Source organism: Alcaligenes sp. WGS1538 (genome assembly GCF_043187505.1).
Classification (GTDB): domain Bacteria; phylum Pseudomonadota; class Gammaproteobacteria; order Burkholderiales; family Burkholderiaceae_B; genus Alcaligenes.
In genome coordinates this window covers 3210093-3230914 of the sequence record NZ_CP171109.1, presented here as the reverse complement: position 1 = coordinate 3230914, position 20822 = coordinate 3210093, and the positions used below count along the sequence as shown (strand labels likewise).

At 66.1% G+C, this 20822-nt stretch carries 20 protein-coding genes; 11 read left to right on the top strand and 9 right to left on the bottom strand.

Annotation, left to right across the window (positions count from 1 at the left end):
- Positions 1-82 precede the first annotated feature (82 nt).
- From ACF3ND_RS15010 to ACF3ND_RS15000, 3 genes are all read left to right on the top strand, one after another.
- Complete coding sequence (locus tag ACF3ND_RS15010) at positions 83-541, top strand: Lrp/AsnC family transcriptional regulator (RefSeq protein ID WP_394061820.1); 459 nt, start codon at positions 83-85, stop codon at positions 539-541.
- Between the two features lie 100 nt (positions 542-641).
- The gene (locus ACF3ND_RS15005; RefSeq protein WP_394061818.1) at positions 642-1151 is read left to right on the top strand and encodes a hypothetical protein; all 510 of its coding nucleotides are present in this window, start codon (positions 642-644) and stop codon (positions 1149-1151) included.
- A 74-nt stretch (positions 1152-1225) separates the two neighbouring features.
- Entirely contained in the window at positions 1226-1774 is a 549-nt protein-coding gene (locus ACF3ND_RS15000; RefSeq protein WP_394061816.1) for a YaeQ family protein, read from the top strand.
- Positions 1775-1947: 173 nt separating this feature from the next.
- Here the strand turns inward: ACF3ND_RS15000 and gltX are convergent, their stop codons facing one another.
- The 6 genes from gltX to ACF3ND_RS14970 all read right to left on the bottom strand — a co-directional run bounded on the left by gltX (position 1948) and on the right by ACF3ND_RS14970 (position 9014).
- Entirely contained in the window at positions 1948-3357 is a 1410-nt protein-coding gene (gltX, locus tag ACF3ND_RS14995; RefSeq protein WP_394061814.1) for a glutamate--tRNA ligase, read from the bottom strand.
- A 52-nt stretch (positions 3358-3409) separates the two neighbouring features.
- Positions 3410-4084 (bottom strand): response regulator transcription factor, encoded by a 675-nt coding sequence (locus ACF3ND_RS14990; protein WP_394061812.1) that lies wholly within the window; start codon positions 4082-4084, stop codon positions 3410-3412.
- 8 nt (positions 4085-4092) lie between these two features.
- Positions 4093-5154, bottom strand: a complete 1062-nt coding sequence (locus ACF3ND_RS14985; protein WP_394061810.1) for a sensor histidine kinase — start codon at positions 5152-5154, stop codon at positions 4093-4095.
- Positions 5155-5247: 93 nt separating this feature from the next.
- The gene (locus ACF3ND_RS14980) at positions 5248-5940 is read right to left on the bottom strand and encodes a hypothetical protein (RefSeq protein WP_394061808.1); all 693 of its coding nucleotides are present in this window, start codon (positions 5938-5940) and stop codon (positions 5248-5250) included.
- A gap of 10 nt (positions 5941-5950) precedes the next feature.
- A complete protein-coding gene (mgtA, locus tag ACF3ND_RS14975) occupies positions 5951-8662 on the bottom strand; it encodes a magnesium-translocating P-type ATPase (RefSeq protein ID WP_394061806.1) in 2712 nt (903 codons plus the stop codon).
- Positions 8663-8816: 154 nt separating this feature from the next.
- Positions 8817-9014, bottom strand: coding sequence for a hypothetical protein (locus tag ACF3ND_RS14970; RefSeq protein ID WP_394061804.1), 198 nt, complete (start codon positions 9012-9014; stop codon positions 8817-8819).
- 332 nt (positions 9015-9346) lie between these two features.
- Here ACF3ND_RS14970 and ACF3ND_RS14965 point away from each other — a divergent pair, with 332 nt between their 5' ends.
- Positions 9347-11818 carry a GNAT family N-acetyltransferase gene (locus tag ACF3ND_RS14965; RefSeq protein ID WP_394061802.1) on the top strand — a complete coding sequence of 824 codons (2472 nt, stop codon included), beginning with the start codon at positions 9347-9349 and terminating at the stop codon, positions 11816-11818.
- Between the two features lie 64 nt (positions 11819-11882).
- Here the strand turns inward: ACF3ND_RS14965 and ACF3ND_RS14960 are convergent, their stop codons facing one another.
- Both ACF3ND_RS14960 and yjgA read right to left on the bottom strand, forming a co-directional pair.
- Positions 11883-12551 (bottom strand): alpha/beta hydrolase, encoded by a 669-nt coding sequence (locus ACF3ND_RS14960; protein ID WP_394061800.1) that lies wholly within the window; start codon positions 12549-12551, stop codon positions 11883-11885.
- On the bottom strand, positions 12548-13096 hold the full coding sequence (yjgA, locus tag ACF3ND_RS14955; RefSeq protein WP_394061798.1) for a ribosome biogenesis factor YjgA: 549 nt from the start codon (positions 13094-13096) through the stop codon (positions 12548-12550). The genes ACF3ND_RS14960 and yjgA overlap by 4 nt, the downstream gene beginning before the upstream one ends.
- 62 nt (positions 13097-13158) lie before the next feature.
- Here yjgA and pmbA point away from each other — a divergent pair, with 62 nt between their 5' ends.
- The 7 genes from pmbA to erpA all read left to right on the top strand — a co-directional run bounded on the left by pmbA (position 13159) and on the right by erpA (position 19521).
- On the top strand, positions 13159-14526 hold the full coding sequence (gene pmbA, locus ACF3ND_RS14950; RefSeq protein ID WP_394061796.1) for a metalloprotease PmbA: 1368 nt from the start codon (positions 13159-13161) through the stop codon (positions 14524-14526).
- A gap of 245 nt (positions 14527-14771) precedes the next feature.
- Positions 14772-15875, top strand: coding sequence for a TRAP transporter substrate-binding protein (locus tag ACF3ND_RS14945; protein ID WP_394061794.1), 1104 nt, complete (start codon positions 14772-14774; stop codon positions 15873-15875).
- Between the two features lie 273 nt (positions 15876-16148).
- Positions 16149-16577, top strand: coding sequence for a 50S ribosomal protein L13 (gene rplM, locus ACF3ND_RS14940; protein WP_394061792.1), 429 nt, complete (start codon positions 16149-16151; stop codon positions 16575-16577).
- Positions 16578-16586: 9 nt separating this feature from the next.
- The gene (gene rpsI / locus ACF3ND_RS14935) at positions 16587-16979 is read left to right on the top strand and encodes a 30S ribosomal protein S9 (RefSeq protein WP_394061790.1); all 393 of its coding nucleotides are present in this window, start codon (positions 16587-16589) and stop codon (positions 16977-16979) included.
- A gap of 155 nt (positions 16980-17134) precedes the next feature.
- The gene (gene argC, locus ACF3ND_RS14930; protein ID WP_394061788.1) at positions 17135-18199 is read left to right on the top strand and encodes an N-acetyl-gamma-glutamyl-phosphate reductase; all 1065 of its coding nucleotides are present in this window, start codon (positions 17135-17137) and stop codon (positions 18197-18199) included.
- A gap of 142 nt (positions 18200-18341) precedes the next feature.
- A complete protein-coding gene (locus ACF3ND_RS14925) occupies positions 18342-19070 on the top strand; it encodes a DUF6776 family protein (protein WP_394061786.1) in 729 nt (242 codons plus the stop codon).
- Between the two features lie 82 nt (positions 19071-19152).
- The gene (gene erpA / locus ACF3ND_RS14920) at positions 19153-19521 is read left to right on the top strand and encodes an iron-sulfur cluster insertion protein ErpA (protein ID WP_394061784.1); all 369 of its coding nucleotides are present in this window, start codon (positions 19153-19155) and stop codon (positions 19519-19521) included.
- Positions 19522-19718: 197 nt separating this feature from the next.
- On the opposite strand, the gene ACF3ND_RS14915 is transcribed toward erpA, so the two are convergent.
- Positions 19719-20816 carry an anhydro-N-acetylmuramic acid kinase gene (locus ACF3ND_RS14915; RefSeq protein ID WP_394061782.1) on the bottom strand — a complete coding sequence of 366 codons (1098 nt, stop codon included), beginning with the start codon at positions 20814-20816 and terminating at the stop codon, positions 19719-19721.
- Positions 20817-20822: the final 6 nt, after the last annotated feature.

The window sequence follows — 20822 nt, the reverse complement described above, 5'->3', positions numbered from 1 at the left end:
ATTTTCCGCCATCTCTTTTTTTTGCGTTATAGTTGCGCGTATTCCCTATTCTTTGAAATGTTTATTTCGTATTTATTTAAATATGGATAAAACTGATTTAAAAATACTGGACGTGCTGCAACAGGACGGCCGGGCGTCCGCCCAGCAGGTCTCCGAGCGGGTCGGGCTGTCCACCGCGCCGGTGTGGCGGCGCATCAAGACCCTGGAAAAAGACCGGGTCATCCAGGGTTATTATGCGCGCGTCGATCGCCGCCAGGTCGGCCTGCAAAGCTGCATGTTCACCCAGATCAGCCTGGACCGGCATTCGGGCGAGATCGTCGACAACTTCATACGCGCCGTGCGCGATGCGCCCGAGATCCTGGAATGCCACGCCGTCACCGGCGACGCCGACTTCCTGCTCAAGATCCTGGTCTCCAGCGCCGAGGCCTACGACGATTTCCTGCACCGCTTCCTGTTCAACATGCCGGGCGTGCGCCAGACGCGCACCATCGTGGCCATGCGCGAGATCAAGAACGAGACCCGCCTGCCTTTGCCGCTGTGATGCATCTTGTTGAAGGCCCGGCCCGGGGCTTCAGGTAAAATAATCCGGATTGGGCGGCCCGCGCGGCGGGCCGGCATGCAACGACGAAGGACTGGTTTCTATGAAGAAGGCGAATTTTCTGCGGCGGTCTTCCTGGACCGCCTTGCTGGCTTCCGTTCTATTGAGCGCCTGCGCGGTCAAGCCGCCGGCGCCCGCACCTCAGGCGCAGGCGCCCGCCAAGCCCGCGCATCCCGCCTGCCAGCCGGCGGCCGCCGGCGAGGCCCTGACCGGCAACTGGCTCAGCAAGCATCGACAGAAAGGCGTGGTGGGCGAACTGCGTACCTTGTTCACCTTGCAGGCGGATGGCTCCATGGCCTACACCGAGCAGGTCAAGCGACCCAACAAGCCTTCCCAGGGCCTGAACGAGAGCGGCTGCTGGAAGCGCGAGGGCAATGCCCTGATCCTGGACACCCAGGAGTCCAATGGCGTGATCACCGAGCCGGGCGATCCCATCTACCAGAACAGCTACACCATCGTCAGCGTCACCGCCCGCAATCTGGTGCTGCGCAGCCAGGATGGCGCGACCTACCGCCTGACCAGGATGTCGCCGGGCTACCGCCTGCCGTTCTGATTCATCCCCTGTCCAACCGGGGCCGTTCCTGCAACGGCCCTTTTTTCAGGCCCGCCTGGCGGGCCGTCTGCATCATGGCCTTGCGTTCCACCGTCTATAAAGCTGAACTGAATATCGCCGACAACGATCGCGCCTACTACGGCAGTCACGCCGTCACGCTGGCGCGTCATCCTTCCGAGACCGAGGAGCGCCTGATGGTGCGCCTGCTGGCCTTCGGCCTGCATGCCGACGCCGACGAAGGCCTGGCCTTCGCCCGCGGCCTGAGCGACACGGACGAGCCTGCCTTGTGGGAGCACGACCTGAGCGGCGAGCCGCTGCACTGGCTGGAAGTGGGCCTGCCCGACGAACGCCGCCTGCTCAAGGCCAGCTCGCGCGCGCGCCGGGTCACCGTGCTGGCCTATGGCCGCACCGTGGGCGTGTGGTGGAACGGCGTCAAGGACAAGATCACGCGCGCCCGCAACATCCATGTCTATGCGCTGGACGCGGCCGGCACCGAAGCCCTGGCCAAGCTGGCCGGACGCGGCATGGCCGTGAACCTGAACATCCAGGACGGCACGGTCTGGGCCAGCAGCGAGCAGGGCGAGGCGACCATCGAGGTCAGCCGCCTAAATGAAGCGGACTGACGCCTCGTTTCTTGATTGAGTCGGAGCGGATGCCGCGCCTCGATAGGATCGGGGCTTGCCTGCCGCGGCCGAAGGCCTGGCGCAGCAGGGAAAAGCCGTCCGCAATTCCGAGTGGCAAAAAAACCGCCGCCTGTATCGAGGCGGCGGTTTTTTTTGGGGAAGATGAATGGCGCTTACAGCCCCGCCAGACGCCCCAGCACCTTGTCGCGGCCGATCAGGGCCAGCACGGCGTCCACGGCCGGAGTCTGCTTCTGGCCCGTGACGGCCACGCGCAAGGGGATGCCCAGCTTGGGCATTTTCACGTCGTGGTCGGCCAGCACCTGCTTGATCAGCGCAGCCAGGCTTTCCGTGTTCCATTGCGGCAGCGCGGCGGCCTTGGCGGCGAAGTCGCGCAGCAGGACGCGCGCCTCGGGCGTCAGCACCTCGGCCTGCAGTTCGTCGCTGGCGGGCTCGAAGGGGCGGCAGAACAGCAGGGCGCCTTCGGCCAGCTGGTTCAGGGTCTCGGCGCGATCCTTGAGCAGGCCCATGATGCCGGGCAGGTCCTGGCCGTCGGTCTTGCCGCCCAGCGCCTGGATGCGCGGGGCGACGCGCTCGGCCAGGTCCGCGTTGTCGCTGGCCTTGATGTAGTGGGCGTTGACCCAGTTCAGCTTCTTGGGGTCCCACTGCGAGGCGGACTTGTTCAGGTTGCGCGTGTCGAACCATTCCACCAGTTGTTCGCGGGTGAAGAGTTCGTCGTCGCCGTGGCTCCAGCCCAGGCGGGCCAGGTAGTTGATCATGGCCTCGGGCAGGTAGCCGTCCTTGTCATATTCCATGATGCTGACCGCGCCGTGGCGCTTGGAGAGTTTTTCGCCGTCCGGGCCCAGGATCATGGGCACGTGGCCGTACTGGGGCAGGGTGGCGCCCAGGGCCTGCAGGATGACGATCTGGCGGGGCGTGTTGTTGACGTGGTCGTCGCCGCGGATCACGTGGGTGATGTTCATGTCCCAGTCGTCCACCACCACGCAGAAGTTGTAGGTGGGCGTGCCGTCGGCGCGCGCGATGATCAGATCGTCCAGCTCGCCGTTGTCGAAGCTGATGCGGCCCTTGACCAGGTCGTCCCAGCTGGTGGCGCCGGTTTGAGGGCTCTTGAAGCGCACCACGGGCTGGCGGCCGGCGGGCACGGGCGGCAGCGTCTTGCCGGCCTCGGGGCGCCAGGTGCCGTCGTAGCGGGGCTTCAGGCCCAGGCTGCGGGCCTTCTCGCGCATGGCCTCGACTTCCTCGGGGCTGCTGTAGCAGTAATAGGCGTGGCCGTCCTTGAGCAGCTGGGCGATGACTTCGCGGTAGCGGTCCATGCGCTGCATCTGGTAGAAGGGGCCTTCGTCGGCCTCCAGGCCCAGCCACTGCATGCCGTCCAGGATGGCCTGCACGGCCTGCGGGGTGGAACGCTCCAGGTCCGTGTCTTCGATGCGCAGCACGAAGGTGCCTTTGTGATGGCGGGCGAAGGCCCAGGAAAACAGCGCGGTGCGTGCGCCGCCCAGGTGCAGGTAGCCGGTGGGCGAGGGAGCGAAACGGGTGCGGATGGCGTTGGGGGTAGACGTGCTCATGACTTGTGTTCGGCGTTGACCTTGAGAAGTCCGCAAGGGGGACTGGACCGGGCTATTTTAACTCAGCCCGCCGCCCCGGCACGCGATGCCCGTCGGGCGCGGGCTGCGCGCCTGACGGCAGGCCGAGCTGATCGAACAGCCGCACCAGCTCGGCCAGGGAGCCGGCCTGCATCTTCTGCATCACCCGGGCCCGGCGCACCTTCACAGTGACCTCCTTCACGCCCAGTTGCGCCGCGATCTGCTTGTTGAGCAGGCCCTGGGCGACCAGGGCGAGCACGTCCCGCTCGCCCGCATTGAGCGCTTCCCAGCGCTGCCGCAAGGCCTGCCGGGCCTGCTCCTGCCGCAGTCGCCGGCCGTCGGCGGCCAGCGCGGCCTGCACCGCGTCGATCAGGTCCTGGTCCACGAAGGGCTTGGTCAGGAAGTCCGCCGCGCCATGCTTGATGGCCTTGACCGCCATGTGGATGTCGCCGTGGCCGGTGATGAAGATGACCGGCATGCGCAGGCCCAGCGCCTCCATCTGGACATGGAAGTCCGTGCCGCTTTGCTCGGGCATGCGCACGTCCAGGATCAGGCATGAAGGCCCATCGGCGGGCGCATGGGCGAGGAAATCGCGCGTGCCGGAAAACGCCGCGGCCCGCAGGCCCACCGAGGCCAGCAGGTCTTCCAGCGCGGCGCGCATGGAAGGATCGTCATCGATGATGTAGACGGTGGGGGAGTCTGTGGGCATGGCGCATGTCATGGGGCGGTCGGCAGGGTGAACTGAAAGAGGGCGCCCTCGCGGACGTTGTCGGCAGCCCCGATGTGGCCGTTGTTGGCGTCCATGATGGCGCGGCTGATGGTCAGGCCCAGGCCCAGCCCTGCCGGCTTGGTGGTCCAGAAGGTGTCGAACAGCTGCGGCATCTGCCCTGCAGGCAGCCCCGGGCCGTTGTCCTGGATGAGGAACTGTACCTTGCCGGGCTCGGGAGCCAGGGTGCGGATGTGGATTTGCGGCGCACGCTTGCCGGGTTCGGACAGGGCTTCGATGGCATTGAGCAGCAGATTGCCGATGACCTGCTGGATCTGGACCCGGTCGGCGTAGGCGGGCGGCAGCTTCTCCTGCAGAGACAGGGTCAGGGAGATGCCGGCGCGCAGCAGTTCGCCGCGCGAGAGCTCGATGATCTCCTGCGTCGCCTGGTTGAGGTCGAAGGCGGTCCTGGCGGGCGTCTCGTTGCGCGTGATGCTGCGCACGCGCTCCAGCACATCCTTGGCGCGCTGCGCGTCGGCCGCGATGCGTTGCGCCGTTGCCCGGGCTTTCTCCACATTGGGCGGGTCGGCGTCCAGCCAGCGCTGGCAGGCGCCGGCACTGGCTGCAATGGCGGCCAGCGGCTGGCTGACTTCATGGGCGATGGAGGTGCTCAACTGGCCCAGCGTGGTCAGGCGCGACAGGCGCAGCAGCCGTTCCCGGGCCTGGTGGGCGGCGGCCTGGGCGGACTTGAGCTTCAGTCCCAGGTAGGAGGTCACGCCGATGGCGATGATGCTGATGCAGGTATTGACCAGCCCGGCTTCGTAGTGGCCCGAACGCGTCAGCAGGAAGCTGACCACGGTCAGCACGATGCTGGCCGCAGCCAGCATGACGACCTGGCGCGCCGACAGGAAGCGGATGGCGATCAGCAGGAGGGTCGTGTGGAACACGGCGGCCGCGATGGCGTAATCGGTCAGGGTGTCCGCCACGAAGACGAGCAGCATCAGCGCGCCCAGCACGGTCAGGACCCATGCGGGGGAGGCGCTTGCGCGGCGCGGGGAGGCAGGAGTGCTCATGCGTATTCCGGTCAGTCGTGGCCCGGCATCGGACGGATGCCGGGCGATGTCGTCATCATATACTTGCGCGGCGCCGCCGCCGGCAGGCGGAGCTCAGAATCTGACCGACATGCCCAAGGTCACCTGGCGGGCGTCCGAGCCGTCCACGCGACGGCCGACGAGCAGGTCCAGGTCCAGCGGACCGTTGCCCGGGTTCCAGCGCGCACCGGCCTGGTAGCCGCTCCTGGAGCCTTTGCGCTGGAAGGCTTCGGCCATCAGGGAAACCTGAGCGGCAAGGTCGGCCTCCACCTGCAGGCCGTAGAAAGCGGCGTGGCGGCGGCTTTCATCGTCCTTGTCCAAGGTCCAGCCCGCATTCAGGTTCAGGCGCAGCCATGGCCTGATGGGCAGGGTGATCGGCACGATCCAGCCGGCCGTGGTCCAGCGGCCCGTGCGCGCGTCCATCCCGGCCTCGGACTTCAGGCCCAGTCCCAGGCCGTGGTCCGGGGACAGCAGGGACAGCTTCAATGCGGGCCCCACGCGGCTCTCATGGCGGGAGCCGCGCCAGTCATGGCCCAGGTTTGCGCCCAGCTCCAGCCAGGGCAGGGCGGCGGGCGTGCAGGCCGGGGCCAGGGATATCTGCTTCTGGTGGTGTTCCTGGAGCGCGGCCCAGGTGTCGACATGGCAGGAGCCGGGGGCGCCGACTTCGCTGTCGTCGATGACGTGGGCGCCGCCGGCGGCCTGCGCCTGGCCCGCCGCGGCCAGGACGGCGGCGAGCAGGGCGGTGCGGGTGCGGAGATTGCATTGCATGGGAATGACCTCAGAACCATTGGCCGAAACGGCGGATGTACAGGGTCTTCATGCCCTGGGCGAGCAGGCAATAGGACAGCAGCGTGGCCAGCAGCCAGGGGAAGTACTCCCAGGGCAGCGGCTGCAGGCCCACCAGGCTTCCCAGCCCGGAGAAGGGCAGATAGATGCCGATCACGATGATCAGGCCGGTCATGAGCATCACGGGCAGGGCCGCCGTGCTCTGGATGAACGGGATCTTCTGGGTGCGCAGCATGTGCACGACCAGGGTCTGGGACAGGAGGCCCTCGATGAACCAGCCGGACTGGAACAAGGATTGCATCTCGGGCGTGCTGGCGCCGAAAACGTACCACATCAGCATGAAGGTGGTGATGTCGAAGAGGGAGGACGTCGGTCCGATCCAGATCATGAAGCGCCCGATGTTCTTCGCGTCCCATTTGCGCGGCTTGCGCAGGAAGTCCTTGTCCATGCGGTCCCAGGGCAGGGCCAGTTGCGAGATGTCGTACAGCAGGTTCTGGATGAGCAGGTGGATGGCCAGCATGGGCAGAAAGGGAATGAAGGCGCTGGCCACCAGTACGGAGAACACGTTGCCGAAGTTGGAGCTGGCCGTCATGTTCAGGTACTTGATGATGTTGCCGAAGGTCTCGCGGCCCTTGATCACGCCTTCTTCCAGCACCAGCAGGCTTTTCTCCAGCAGGATGATGTCGGCCGACTCCTTGGCGATGTCGGTGCCGCTGTCCACGGAGATGCCCACGTCGGCGTCGCGCAGGGCGGGCGCGTCGTTGATGCCGTCGCCCAGGAAGCCCACGGTGCGGCCGTTGGCCTGCAGGGCCTTGAGCACGCGCGACTTCTGCAGCGGCGTGAGCTTGGCGAACACGGTATGGCGCTCGACGGCGCTGCGCAGCACGGCCTCCTCCATGTGTTCGATCTCCTGGCCCAGCAGCGGCTGGCCGGGCTCCAGGCCGACTTCGCGGCAGATCTTGGCGGTGATGACCTCGTTGTCGCCCGTCAGCACCTTCACGGCCACGCCGTGTTCGGTCAGGGCGGCGATGGCCTGGGCGGCGCTTTCCTTGGGCGGATCCAGGAAGGTCAGCAGGCCCTGTACGGTCAGCCCTTGCTCGTCGGCGATCTCGTAGCGCGACCTGGCCTGTTCACGGGCGATCTCGCGCGTGGCGACCAGCAGGACCCGGAAGCCGTCCGCGTTGTAGGCGCGCGCCAGCTCCTGCAGGCGCTCGCGCTGCGCGGCATCCAGGGCCAGGCGCTGCCCGCCGTGCTGCACGTGCGTGGCGACGTCCAGCATTTCCTCGACGGCGCCCTTGCACACCAGCAGCTGTTCGCCCTGGGGCGCCTGCACCACCACGGACAGGCGGCGGCGGATGAAGTCGAAAGGCAGTTCGTCGATCTTGCGGTAGGCGCCGATCGCCTGCCGCGCGGCGGGCGCTTTTTCGGCGAAGCGCACCACGGCCTGGTCCATCAGGTTCTTCACGCCGCTCTGGTGCAGGCTGTTGAGCAAGGCCAGCTGCAGGACGCGGGCGCTGCTGCTGCCGTCCAGGTCCAGGTGATGCTCCAGGATGATGCGGTCCTGGGTCAGCGTGCCGGTCTTGTCGGTGCACAGCACGTCCATGGCGCCGAAGTTCTGGATGGCGTTCAGGCGCTTGACCACCACCTTGCGCCGGGCCATGGCGACCGCGCCCTTGGCCAGGTTGGACGACACGATCATGGGCAGCATCTCGGGAGTGAGGCCCACGCCCACGGCCAGGGCGAACAGAAAGGCTTCGGTCCAGTCGCCCTTGGCGAAGCCGTTGATCAGCAGCACGACCGGCACCATGACCAGCATGAAGCGGATCAGCAGCCAGCTGACGCTGTTCACGCCGCGGTCGAAGGCGGTCTGCGCGCGCGAGCCCACGATGGCCTTGGCGAGCGAGCCGAAGTAGGTATGCGGGCCGGTGGCCACGACCACGGCGGTGGCGGTGCCGCTGACCACGTTGGTGCCCATGAAGCAGATGTTGGATTGCTCCAGCAGCCCGGCGCCTGCGCTGGCCGGACCGGCGCGCTTGCCGGTCACCGCGCCCAGCGTGTCGTATTTTTCGACGGGCAGGGCTTCGCCCGTCAGCGCCGCCTGGCTGACGAACAGGTCGCGCGATTCGACCAGGCGCACGTCGGCGGGGACCATGTCGCCGGCCGACAGGCGCACGATGTCGCCGGGCACGACCTGGCTCATGGGGATTTCACGCAGGACGGGCCCGCTGGACACGGTGGAGCGGCGCAGCACGCTGGCGGTGGTGCGCACCATGGCTTTCAGGGCCTGGGCGGCGCGCCCGGAGCGGTACTCCTGCCAGAAACGCAGCAGCCCGCTGAGCGTCACCATGGTAAGAATGATGGCTACGCCCGTGTAGTCGGCCGGCTCCCCGGCGCGCAAGGGCAGGACGATGTCGGTGAAGGCGCTGACGAAGGCAAGCGCCAGCAGCACGGCGATGAATGGGTTCTTGAAGGCCAGCAGAAGCTGGATCAGGGCGTGCGGCGGCTTGTCGCGGGCTACTTCATTGAGGCCGCATTCGCCCAGCCGGGCCCGCGCCTCGGTGTCGGTCAGGCCGTGCAGGCTGGCCTGGACGCCGGCCAGCGTGGACTCCAGGCTGTTCCGGGCCTCCTGGGCCGCGCGCATGGACAGGCTGCGGTCCTCGCTGTCTAGGGACTTCAGGTCTAGGGTGTGTTCTGCGGTGTTCATGTGTTTCTCCTGCCTTTGAACAGGTTCTTGTAGGCGTGGCAGCGCCGCCCCTGGGCCGGAAGCGGCAGGGCGCGGCAGGTCGGGCCGCGGGACGCGGCCGGCAAGTCAAGAAAAAAAGTGGGAGGCCCGGCGGAACGCGGCGGACGCCGCCGCGTCAGTGGGCGCGTACCGGCGGAGGCTTGTCGCCATCCAGGGTCCAGCGGCATTCAGGGCGGCGGGTCGTGGCATTGATGCGCCAGGCGATGCCGGGGCGCTTGGGGGCGAGGCGCAGGGCGGCGGGCCGCATATCGGCGCGCGAGGGCGGGGCGGCGGGGCCGCCATGGGCCCGGCCGGAATGAAAATCGAGACGCATGGGTCACTCCTTGGCGTGCTGCGCAGGCCGCCGGAGCCGACCGCATCAATCAGTCACGCCCGGATGGCCCTTGCAGCCTGCTTCTTCGACTACTGTCGCTGGACATAGTGGGTTTTCCTGTCAGAGAGCCGGAAGACGCTGCTTTCCGGACAGCCGTCATTTTACGGCGCGCCGCCGCTGCGAAGCAGGCGTTTGGCCAAGGCATTGGGCTACGCCGCCTATACCAAAGGATAAGTGAGTTGCATCTCCGATGGCTTTTACTTTGGCGGCGGCTGTGCTTAAGATGGGAGGACTTTCAACTTGGCGTGTGCTTACAGTATGGCGGAGCGATCATGGCAGTCTTGAGGCATCGTCTGACGGCATTGTTTGAACCCCGCTCGGTGCTGGTGGTCTCGACCCTGCCTTTGCCCATTCTGCGCGAGGAGCCGGCGCGCCTGGCCGGGCGCATCACCCAGGCTGCGATCAGCGCGACCGAGGTGCGCGTACCCGACCGGCTGGAGGGGCTGACCGGCACGCAGCGCCTGGACCTGGCGCTGGTCTGCATCGCGCCCGATCGCCTGCCGCAGGCGCTGGACGCCATCCGTGCGCACAAGCCGCGCGTGGTGCTCATCCTGCCCTCCGACCTGTCTTCCCAGGATCCGCTGGAGGACATGGTTTACGCCCGCTCCTGGGCGCGCATCAACGATTGCCTGGTGCTGGGCCCGCGCGCCTTCGGCGTGCAGCGGCCGCACCTGGGCATCAACCTCAGCCACGAGCCGCAGATGGCCCTGGCCGGACGGGTGGCGCTGGTTTCCCAGTCGCGTTCCATCACTTCCGCCCTGATGGACTGGGCCGAGGACGTCAGCCTGGGCTTTTCCGCCATTGTCTCGGTAGGGGACGAGGCCGTCGTGGACGTGCCCGAAGTGCTGCACTACCTGGCCATGGATCCGCGCACGGACAGTATCGCCCTGTACCTAGAACACACGCCGGCCTCGCGCCGCTTCACCAGCGCATTGCATGCCGTGGCGGCGGTCAAGCCGGTGGTGGTGCTGAAGGTGGGCGGCCAGCGCCAGCAGGGCGAAGCCCACGAGGCCGTCTTCAATGCATTGATGCGGCGCGTGGGGGCGGTGCGCATCCGGTATTTCGTGCAGTTGTTTTCCGCCCTGAAGGTGCTGGTCTATACGCGCCGCCCCAAGGGCCGGCGCATCGCCCTGTTTTCCAATGGCAACGGCGCCGCCCAGCTGGCCCTGGACGTGCTGGGGTCCGACGCCGCCGTCTCCTGCCCGGAGCTGGCGCCCGCCACGCAGCGCGCTCTGGAAAATTTGCTGGTGCCGGGCGACCAGTCCCAGAATCCGGTGGTCACCTTCGCGCCCCTGACGCCCATGCGCATCGATTCGGTGGTCTCCACCTTGCTGGACGACGCGGACATCGACGGGGTCCTGGTGCTGCTGACGCCCGACCCTCTGTCGGACATGCAGGCGGTATCGCGCCAGCTGGCCGTGCTGTCGGCCAGCGCGCGCAAGCCCATCATCACCTGCCTGATCGGCGATGCGGACATGCGGCCTCTGCGCCATCTGCTCGACGGCGTGGGCACGCCGGCCTTCCGCACGCCGGACACCGCCGCCAACGCCTTCGACCTGCTGGCGCGCTATCACTACAATCAGCACCTGTCGCAGCAGACCCTGCCGCCGCTGCCCCTGGGCACGCTGCCCGAGGTCGAGCCGGCGCGCGCCCTGGTCAGCGAGATCCAGAGCGAGCGCCGCCAGCCCACACAAGAGGAGTGTCGCGACCTGCTGCGCTATTTCCACGTGCCGGTGGTGGACCTGCGCGTCACGAGCGATCAGGGTCTGCCGGACCCCGACCTGCCGCCCATGGGGATCCGCTTCGAGACCGACGACAAGCTGGGGCCCTATGTGGTGTTCGGCGCGGCCGGCCACGAGGGCTGGCTGTCCGCCACCTACCCGGCGGTGGAGCTGCCGCCCCTGAATCGCTACCTGGCCCGCCAGCTGGTGGAGCGCAGCCCTTTGTGGCGCAAAATGCTGTCCTCGCGCCTGACGCCGCTGGTGCTGACGCAATTGCTGCAGACGCTCGAGCGCCTGTCCGACCTGATGAGCGAGCTGCCCGGCGTGAGCGGCGTGGCGCTGGACCCGCTGATGGCCGGCGACAACAGCCTGTACATCCAGAGCATCAAGATCACCCTGAGCAGCCAGTCCATGCTGGTGCTGCCCGAGACGGCGGGCTACCGCCACATGGCCATCCACCCCTATCCGCGCCATCTGATCGAACGGCGCCAGTTCCAGGACGGGCAGCGCTGGACGCTGCGTCCCATCCGGCCCGAGGACGCCGAGGCCCTGCAGGCCTTCATGCGCGGCCTTTCGGACGAAACCCGCTACATGCGTTTCGTGTCCATGTTGCGCGAGCTGACCCCGCGCATGCTGTCGCGCTATACCCGCATCGACTATGACCGGGAACTGGCGCTGATCGCCACCGTGCGCTCGCCCAACCCGGACAATCGCAACCACCCGCGCGACGAGATCATCGGCTTCGCCCACTATCTGCGCAACGCCGACGGCCGGGGGGCCGAGTATGCCCTGGTCATCGGCGACGCCTGGCAGCGGCGGGGTCTGGGGCTGACCTTGATGCAGGCCCTGATCCAGGCGGCGTCCGAGCAGGGCCTGACCTACATCGACGGTTACGTGCTGGCCTCCAATTCGCCCATGCAGGCTTTGATGAAGCGCCTGGGCTTTCAGAATGACCCGGATCCCGAGGACCCCGGCATGCGGCGGGTCTGGCTGGACCTGGGAGAGACGCGCCGCTCGGATTGAGCCTGCGCGAGTTGAAAAAAAACGCCGCTGTGACCAGCGGCGTTCTGCTTGAGCGTCCGTCATTCTAGCGCAGCACGTTGCGCAGGAACTCGCCGATGGCGGCGATTTCGTCCGGACAGACGGCGTGCGGCATGGGGTAGGTGTGCCACTGGACGGCATAGCCCAGGGACTGGAGCTGCTCGCGGCTGGCTTCGGCGCGGCTGATCTGCACGACCGGGTCCATGATGCCGTGCGCCATGAAGATGGGCGTGTTCTGGTTGGCCGGATGGCGCTCGGCCGCCACCGAGCCCGCCAGGGGCAGGTAGCCCGACAGGCAGACCATGCCCGCCAGGCGTTCGGGCAGGCGCAGGCCGGTCTGCAGCGTCATGGCGCAGCCCTGCGAGAAGCCGGCCAGCACGATGCGTTCGGTGGGGATGCCGCGCGCGTTCTCGCGGGCGATCAGGTTCTGCACCTCGGTCTGGGAGTGGCGCAGGCCGTTCTCGTCTTCGCGGCGCACCAGGTCGGCCACGTAGATGTCGTACCAGGAGCGCATGGCCATGCCGCCATTGATGGTGACGGGCTGGACGGGAGCATGAGGGAAGATGAACCGGATGGGCGGGGCGGCTTCCAGGCCCAGCTCGGGGACGATGGGCGCGAAGTCGTGGCCATCGGCGCCCAGGCCGTGCAGCCAGATGACGGCGTGCTGCGGATTGAGGCCGGTTTCAATTTCAATCGACTCAAGCAGGGGATTCATGGGGACTCCGAAAGGTCAACCAGGGTCTTGATGTACTGGTACAGGGCGCGGTAGTGTTTGCGCTGCGGATCCTGACCGGGCATCAGTGTCTCATTTTTCTGTGACTCTTTGCGGGCGGCTCGTATCAGCGTGCGAAGCTGCTGGATATCGGCGCCGGGGAATTCGTTCATGAATTCGGTCAGGGCGTCGTCGCTGCGCAACAGCAGGTCGCGCAGCGCCTCCAGCCGGTGCATGGCCTGGGTCTGTTCCCGGGAACCGTTCTCCCAGACGTCCAGTTGCTGCAGGATGGGTTCGGGGTCGACCTGGCGCATAAGCTTACCGACAAAGTGAATTTGCCGGCGGCGGCCTTCCCGGGCTGTAATGCGTTTGGCTTCCTTGATGGCGATCAGCAGCCGCTCGTCCAGCTGGAGCTGCTTGAGCCTGTCGTCGGAGAGCTCGATCAGTCGTTTGCCCAGGTCCAGCAGGGCATGCATTTCACGTTTGACCTGCGATTTGCTGGGCCGATCGTATCCGTTTTCGTCGATTTCAGTGCGTGGGCGGGACATAAAGAGTGAAAAAGATTGTCGCCAATTGGCTATGATAACCGCCTAACCCTGAAAGAGTAGCAATGAGTCAACGAACTATTTCCCAATTGGCTATCAGCGCCAACCAGTTCCAGTTCTGCGAACTGGTGGACGAAGCGCTGCGTCACGCCAGCAAGCTTGGCGCCAGCGACGCAGCGGTGGATATTTCCGAGAACAAGGGCCTGGCCGTGTCCGTGCGCCAGCGGGAACTGGAGACCGTCGAGCAGACGCAGGATCGTTCCCTGGGCGTGACCGTCTTCGCCGGCCAGCGCAGCGGCTCGGCATCGACGTCGGATTTTTCGCTCAAGGCTCTGCGCGAGACCGTGGAGGCGGCCTGGCACATCGCCCGCTACACGGCCGAGGACCCGTTCGCGGGCCTGCCTGAAAAAGACATGCTGGCCCTGGAGTACCCGGACCTGCAGCTGCATCACCCCTGGCTGCTGGATGCGGACCAGGCGACCCGCCTGGCCATCCGCGCCGAGCAGGCGGCGCTGGACCTGAGCCCGCTGGTCAGCAATTCGGAAGGCGCCTCGGTCGATACCGTGGAAGGCCATTTCGTCATGGGCAACAGCCGCGGCTTTCTGGGAGGCTATCCCTACAGCCGGCACTCCATCAGCGTCAGCCCCATCGTGGGCAAGGGCGATCGCATGCACCGCGACTACTGGTACAGCACCTCGCGCGATCCCCACCGCCTCTCCAGCCCCGAGTCCGTGGGCCGCTACGCCGCCGAACGCACCTTGTCGCGCCTGTCGGCGCGCCGCATTCCGACGGGCCGCTACCCGGTGCTGTTCGAGGCGCCGCTGGCCGTGGGCCTGCTCGGTTCGCTGGTGCAGGCCACCAGCGGCTCGGCCCTGTACCGCAAGACCTCCTTCCTGCTGGATTCGCTGGGCAAGTCCGTGCTGGCCAAGCATATCGACGTGGTCGAGCGCCCGCATCTGGCCGGCGCCATGGGCAGCGCGCCATTCGATGCGGAGGGCGTGCGCACGCGCGATCGCGACGTGGTGCGCGGCGGCGTGCTCAAGGGTTATTTCCTGTCTTCCTACGCGGGCCGCAAGCTGGGCATGCCGTCCACCGGCAATGCCGGCGGATCGCACAACCTGCTGCTGAGCTCGCGCCTGACGCGCCCCGAGGATGACCTGGACGCGATGCTGCGCAAGATGGATCGCGGCCTGCTCGTCACCGAGCTGATCGGCCAGGGCATCAACTACCTGACGGGCGACTACTCGCGCGGCGCCTTCGGCTACTGGGTGGAGAACGGCCGGATCCAGCACGCGGTGGAGGAAATCACCATCGCCGGCAATCTGGCCGACATGTTCGCCCAGATCGTGGCGGTGGGCGCCGACACCTTCGGACGCGGCTCCAAGAGCACCGGCTCCATCCTGATCGAGCAGATGTCGGTGGCCGGCTCCTGAGGCCGTACCGCACGGCGCCCCGTGCGCCGGAGCGCTCCCGCACCTTGTCCGCGCTGCGCCCGCACTGCGTCCGCGCTGCGCCCGCACTGCGTCCGCACTTAATTTCACGGGCGGGTCGCCGTTATGACGGGGTTGCGGGATAATCCCGGTCCCGCTGGGCCCCGCTGGGCTGTGCGCCAGTGTAATATCCTTAGCACAAAAAAACATTTCCCAATGATCGTCGAACGCCCACAAGGAGGTTTTTCATGCAGCGTCGCTCGTTCCTGAAAAAGGCAGGCCTTGGCGCCGTGGCCGGCAGTGCCGCCATCGCCGCTCCTGCCATTGCTCAGAGCAATCCCAAAGTCAACTGGAAGTTGACGTCCACCTACGGACCAGCCACGCCGGCCCTGTTCTCCACCGCCCAGGCATTCTGCAAGATGATTGAAGAGGCGACGGACGGCAACTTCAGCATCCGCCTGTATCCCGCCGGCGAGATCGTTCCAGGCTTTGGCGTGATGGACGCCGTGAGCAACGGTACCGTGGAATGCGGCCAGACCGCCTCCTACTACTACTATGGCAAGGACCCCTCCTTCAGTTTCGACACGGCTGTGCCGTTCGGCCTGAACGCCCGCCAGATGAACGCCTGGATGCAGGAAGGCAACGGCACCAAGCTGCTGCGCGAGCTGTTCGCCACCCGCAACATCATCAACTTCGCCTTCGGCAACACCGGCACCCAGATGGGCGGCTGGTACCGCAAGGAAATCAATTCGCTCGAAGACCTGAAGGGCCTGAAGATGCGTACCGCCGGGTTTGCGGGCGAAGTGCTGGCCCGCATGGGCGTGGTGCCCCAGCAGGTGCCGCCCGGCGACATCTATCCCTCGCTGGAAAAGGGCACGCTGGACGCCGTGGAATTCGTCGGCCCCGTGGACGATGAAAAACTGGGCTTCCAGAAAGTGGCCAAGTACTACTACTACCCCGGCTGGTGGGAAGGTTCGGCCCAGGTGTCGCTGTACGTGAACGATGCCGCCTTCAAGGCCCTGCCCAAGCAGTACCAGTCCCTGATCGAGACCGCCTCGCGCGCCGCCGGCGAGCGCATGATCGCCCAGTACGACGCCCAGAGCCCCGCCGCGCTGCGCCGCCTGATCGCCAGCGGCGCCGTGCTCAAGGCCTTCCCGCGCGACGTCATGGACGAGTCCTTCAAGACCGCCAATGTGCTGTACAAGGAATTCTGCGACAAGGACCCCATGTTCAAGAAGATCCACGACGACTACATGGGTTTCCGCGACGCCATCGTGCCCTGGTTCCGCGTGGCTGAAGGTTCCTACGACAATTACCTGGGCATCGCCCTGGCCAACCAGAAGAAGGGTTGAACCCTGCGCGCCGCGTCCGCGGCGCCTTTCCGGGCCAAAGCCCTTCCCGCGTCAGGGGAAGGGCTTTTTTGTGGCCTCTTTGCCCTGTTTGCCGAAAAACCCTGTGTGTTTTCCGCTATTTATGTTATTATGGCGAGCTATTTGGCAAAAAATGCACGGGCGGAACATAACGTCTTGGCAGGGCCGTATAGGGCTGACCCGTACGTGGTGCGGGCGGCGCAATGGGGCAGGCATGTTGTTTGCCCTGTGTATTTTTCATATTTAGGAACCATCATGAAGACCTTCGTGGCCAAGCCGCATGAAGTCAAACGTGACTGGTTTGTGATCGACGCTAAAGGCAAAGTCCTTGGTCGTGTGGCCAGCGAAGTCGCACGCCGTCTGCGTGGCAAGCACAAACCCGAATACACCCCTCACGTTGATACGGGCGATTACATCATCATTATCAATGCCGCTGAAATTGCCGTGACCGGCAACAAGGCGCAGGATAAGAAATACTATCGCCACTCCAACTTCCCAGGCGGTATTTACGAAACCAATTTCCAAACCATGCAAGAGCGCTTCCCCGGCCGTGCCATCGAAAAGGCCGTCAAGGGCATGCTGCCAAAGGGCCCCCTGGGCTACGCCATGGCCAAGAAACTGAAGGTTTACGCTGGTGCCGAGCATCCTCACAGTGCTCAACAGCCTAAAACTCTGGACATCTAAGGATAGGTCATGATCGGTAACTGGAATTACGGTACGGGCCGTCGCAAGACCTCCGTCGCTCGTGTCTTCATCAAGAAGGGTTCGGGCCAAATCGTGGTCAACGGCAAACCCGTCGACGAATACTTCGCCCGCGAAACGGGTCGCATGATCGTGCGCCAGCCTCTGGTGCTGACCAATCATGTCGAATCGTTCGACATCAAGATCAACGTGCACGGCGGCGGCGAAAGCGGCCAGGCCGGTGCCGTCCGTCACGGCATCACCCGCGCTCTGATCGACTACGACGAGTCCCTGAAGTCCGCCCTGAAACAGGCCGGCCTGGTGACCCGCGACGCCCGCGCCGTCGAGCGCAAGAAAGTCGGTCTGCACAAGGCACGTCGCCGCAAGCAGTTCAGCAAGCGCTAATCCGCTTCGCTGCCTGTCTGGCGCTCAGAAACCCCGGCCTTGGCCGGGGTTTTTGTTTGCCGGCTACATTTGTCCATGCGGCCGGCGCGCTTTGCGCCGGGACGGGCGGGGACTGCGGTAACATACGATTTTTGACCTCATATTCAGGAAAGTTCATGGCTTCACACAGCGATACCCGGATCAAGGTAGGGATTGTCGGCGGCACGGGTTACACCGGGGTCGAGCTGCTGCGTCTGCTGTCCCAGCACCCTAACGTCGAACTGGTCGCCATCACCTCCCGCAAGGAGGACGGCGTGCCCGTCTCGGACATGTATCCGAACCTGCGAGGCCACGTGGACCTGAAGTTCTCCACGCCTGAACAGGCCGGGCTGGAGCAGTGCGACGTCGTCTTCTTCGCCACCCCCCACGGCGTGGCCATGAGCCAGGCGGAGCGCCTGCTGGAGGCGGGCGTGCGCATCATCGACCTGGCGGCGGACTTCCGCCTTCAGGACACCGATGTCTTCCAGAAGTGGTACAAGATGGAGCATGGCTGCCCGGACGTGTTGCGCCAATCGGCCTACGGCCTGCCCGAGCTGCTGCGCGACAAGATCGCCCAGTCCAGGGTCATCGGCAATCCCGGCTGCTATCCCACCACGGTGCTGCTGGGCCTGGCCCCCTTGCTGGAAGGCGGCAAGAAACTGGTGGACACCGCCCACCTGATCGCCGACTGCAAGTCCGGCGTGTCGGGCGCGGGCAAGGGCGCTTCGGTCCCCAACCTGTTCGCCGAGGCCAGCGACAACTTCAAGGCCTATGGCGTGGCCGGCCATCGTCACCATCCTGAAATCGTGGAGCAGCTGCAGCGCCTGGCGGGCGGCCCCGTGGGGCTGACCTTCGTGCCCCATCTGGTGCCCATGATCCGCGGCATGTTCTCCACCATCTATGCCCGCATCCTGCCCGAAGCCCTGGATACCGATTTCCAGGCCTTGTTCGAGCAGCGCTACGCCCAGGAGCAGTTCGTGGACGTGCTGCCGGCCGGCACGCTGCCGGAGACCCGTTCGGTGCGCGCATCCAATCAGTTGCGCATCTCCGTGCAGCGCCCCGGCAACGGCGACCAGCTCATCATCCTGGTGGTGCAGGACAACCTGGTCAAGGGCGCCTCCGGCCAGGCGGTGCAGAACATGAACATCCTGTTCGGCCTGCCCGAGCAGACCGGCCTGCGCCAGGTGGCGATTCTTCCTTGATTGCGGGCCTTGGCGTCGGTCCCGCCGTCCATGACGGGCGCATGGCAAAGCCGGACGCGTCCCGCATGGCGGCGAAGAAGCGCAGGCTGCAAGGCTGGAGCTCTGCCTGGGAACTTGCCGTTGATGAACGGGTCAAACGTTCATGACTGAACCATCCGAATCGTCGCGCGTCGCGTCCGCCCGATCCCGCTTTCCGGGCGCCATCGTGCTGGCCCTGGCGGCCGGCCTGCTGCTGGGGGCCGGCGGCCTGTGGGCTTACCAAGGCTTCATCCAGCAGGACAGGCGCGCCGATCGCATCCAGCAGGCGCTGCAGGACTTGAGCCGCAGCCAGGAGTCCCTGCGCCAGATGCAGACGGAGTTCGAAGTCCTGCGCGGCCAGCTGGTGCTGGAGGAAAGCACGCGCAAAGGGCTGGAGAAGTCCCTGCAGAGCACGCAGGCCGACCTGGCCCACACGCGCGAGCAGCTGGCCTTCTACGAACAGCTTCTTCCGCCCGGCCCCAGCGGATCGGTCAGCATACGGGCGCTGGACATCAGCCGGCGCGGCGATCTGCTCGCCTACAAGGTGTTGCTGCAGCGTAACGCCACGGAAGGCAAGGCTTTTTCCGGCCGGCTGCAATTTCAGGCCACTGGCCGGCAGGGCGGAAAAACCGTTAAAATCGACTTATCGCCGACCGTGGGGCCGGATCCCGCGGCCACAGAGTCCTCCGGCGAACAACCGGATCCCTTGGCCTTGAATTTCAACCAGTTTCAGCGTGCCATAGGCTGGCTGGCCCTGCCAGAGGGCTTTCAGCCCACCTCCCTGACACTGAACATCCTGGAAGGAAACACCATCAGAGTGTCCCGCCAGGCGGACATCGCCCAGTCAGACTGACCGCCCGACCCGCGAGCGGCGCAAGCGCTGTGCGATCCATACGATCATTACGCATGCCGGCGGGGGCCGGCAGGAGAACCACATGAGCACCCTTACCGAATCCGTTGATCTGCAAGCCCCTCCTTCTCCCCTCATCTTCACGGATGCGGCCGTGGAGAAAGTGCGCGAACTGCTGATCGAAGAGGGCAGTCCCGAACTGAAGCTGCGCGTATTCGTGCAAGGCGGCGGCTGTTCGGGGTTCCAGTATGGTTTCACCTTCGATGAGCTCGTCAACGACGACGACACCATCATCGACAAGGACGGCGTGCAGCTGCTGGTGGACGCCATGAGCTTCCAGTACCTGGTCGGTGCGGAGATCGACTACAAGGACGATCTGGACGGCGCGCAGTTCGTCATCCGCAATCCCAACGCCACCACCACCTGCGGCTGCGGCTCTTCCTTCACGGTGTAAGCCGCGCGCTTCCTTGCTGAAGCGGCGTCTGCCACAAAAAAACCTGCCTTTCATCGGGCAGGTTTTTTTTGCGGCCAGGCCCTCCAAAGACAAGAGGGCGGCCATTTTGGGGCCGGCAGGCCGGCGCGGCCTGCACTGCACGAGGGCGCTGCTCTTTGCCGGAAAGCAAGCCCGAGGCAGGCGGGCCGCAAGCCGGATCAGGCCGGGTAGCAGGCGCCCAGGATCGTAGGTCGACGCGCCCCGGTCACGGCGGGCAGGCCGGCGGGGATGCGCTCCACGTGGGCATGGGCCAGCCAAGCGAAGGCCAGCGCCTCGATGTGCTGAGGATCCAGTCCCAGTTCGCTGGTGGGCCGCACGGGCAGGGCCAGTTCGTCCGACAGACGGGCCAGCATGCAGGGATTGGCCGCGCCGCCTCCGCAGACCAGGACTTCCTGCGCCTGCGGCGCGCTGCGGCGGATCGCATCGGCGACGCTGCGCACCGTCAGTTCCAGCAAGGTGGCCTGGACGGCGGCCGGGTCGAACGGCTGTGCGCCATAGACCTGCAGCAGGCGCTGCTCCAGCCAATCCAGGTTGAACAGATCGCGGCCCGTGGACTTGGGCGGCGGCAGCTGCAGCCAGGGTTCGGCCAGCAGGGCGGCAAGCAGGTCCTGGTCGGGCGCGGCGCTGGCGGCCCATCGGCCGTCCTGGTCGTAGGACAGGCCGCGGTGCTTGCGTATCCAGGCGTCCAGCAGCATATTGGCCGGACCGGTGTCAAAGCCGAATACGGGCTGGCCGGGCAGCAGCAGGGAAATATTGGCGATGCCGCCCAGGTTCAGGATGACGCGGCCGCCTTCGCTGCGGAACAAGGCCTCGTGGACGATGGGGACCAGCGGCGCGCCCTGGCCGCCGGCGGCAATATCGCGGCTGCGGAAGTCGGCGATCACGTCCACGCCGCAGCGCTCGGCGATCTGGGCGGGAGCGTTCAATTGCAAGGTATAGCCCTGGTCGGGCGCGTGCCGGATGGTCTGGCCGTGCACGCCGATGGCGCGCAACGCCGTTTTTTCAGGGCCCTGAATCCAGGGCAGGCAGGCCTGCACGTACAGGTCGGCCAATTGCAGCGCGGCGCGACTGGCGCGGGCCAGCTCGTCGTGGCCGGGGTGCTGCAGGGCCAGGAGTTCGTCGCGCAAGTCGGTCGGCATGGGCAGGCTGTTCGCCTGCAGTATACGGGCGCCCTGTGCGCCGAATTCGGCCAGCACGGCGTCGACCCCGTCCATGCTGGTGCCGGACATCAGGCCGATGTACAGGGGCCCTTGCATGGCCGT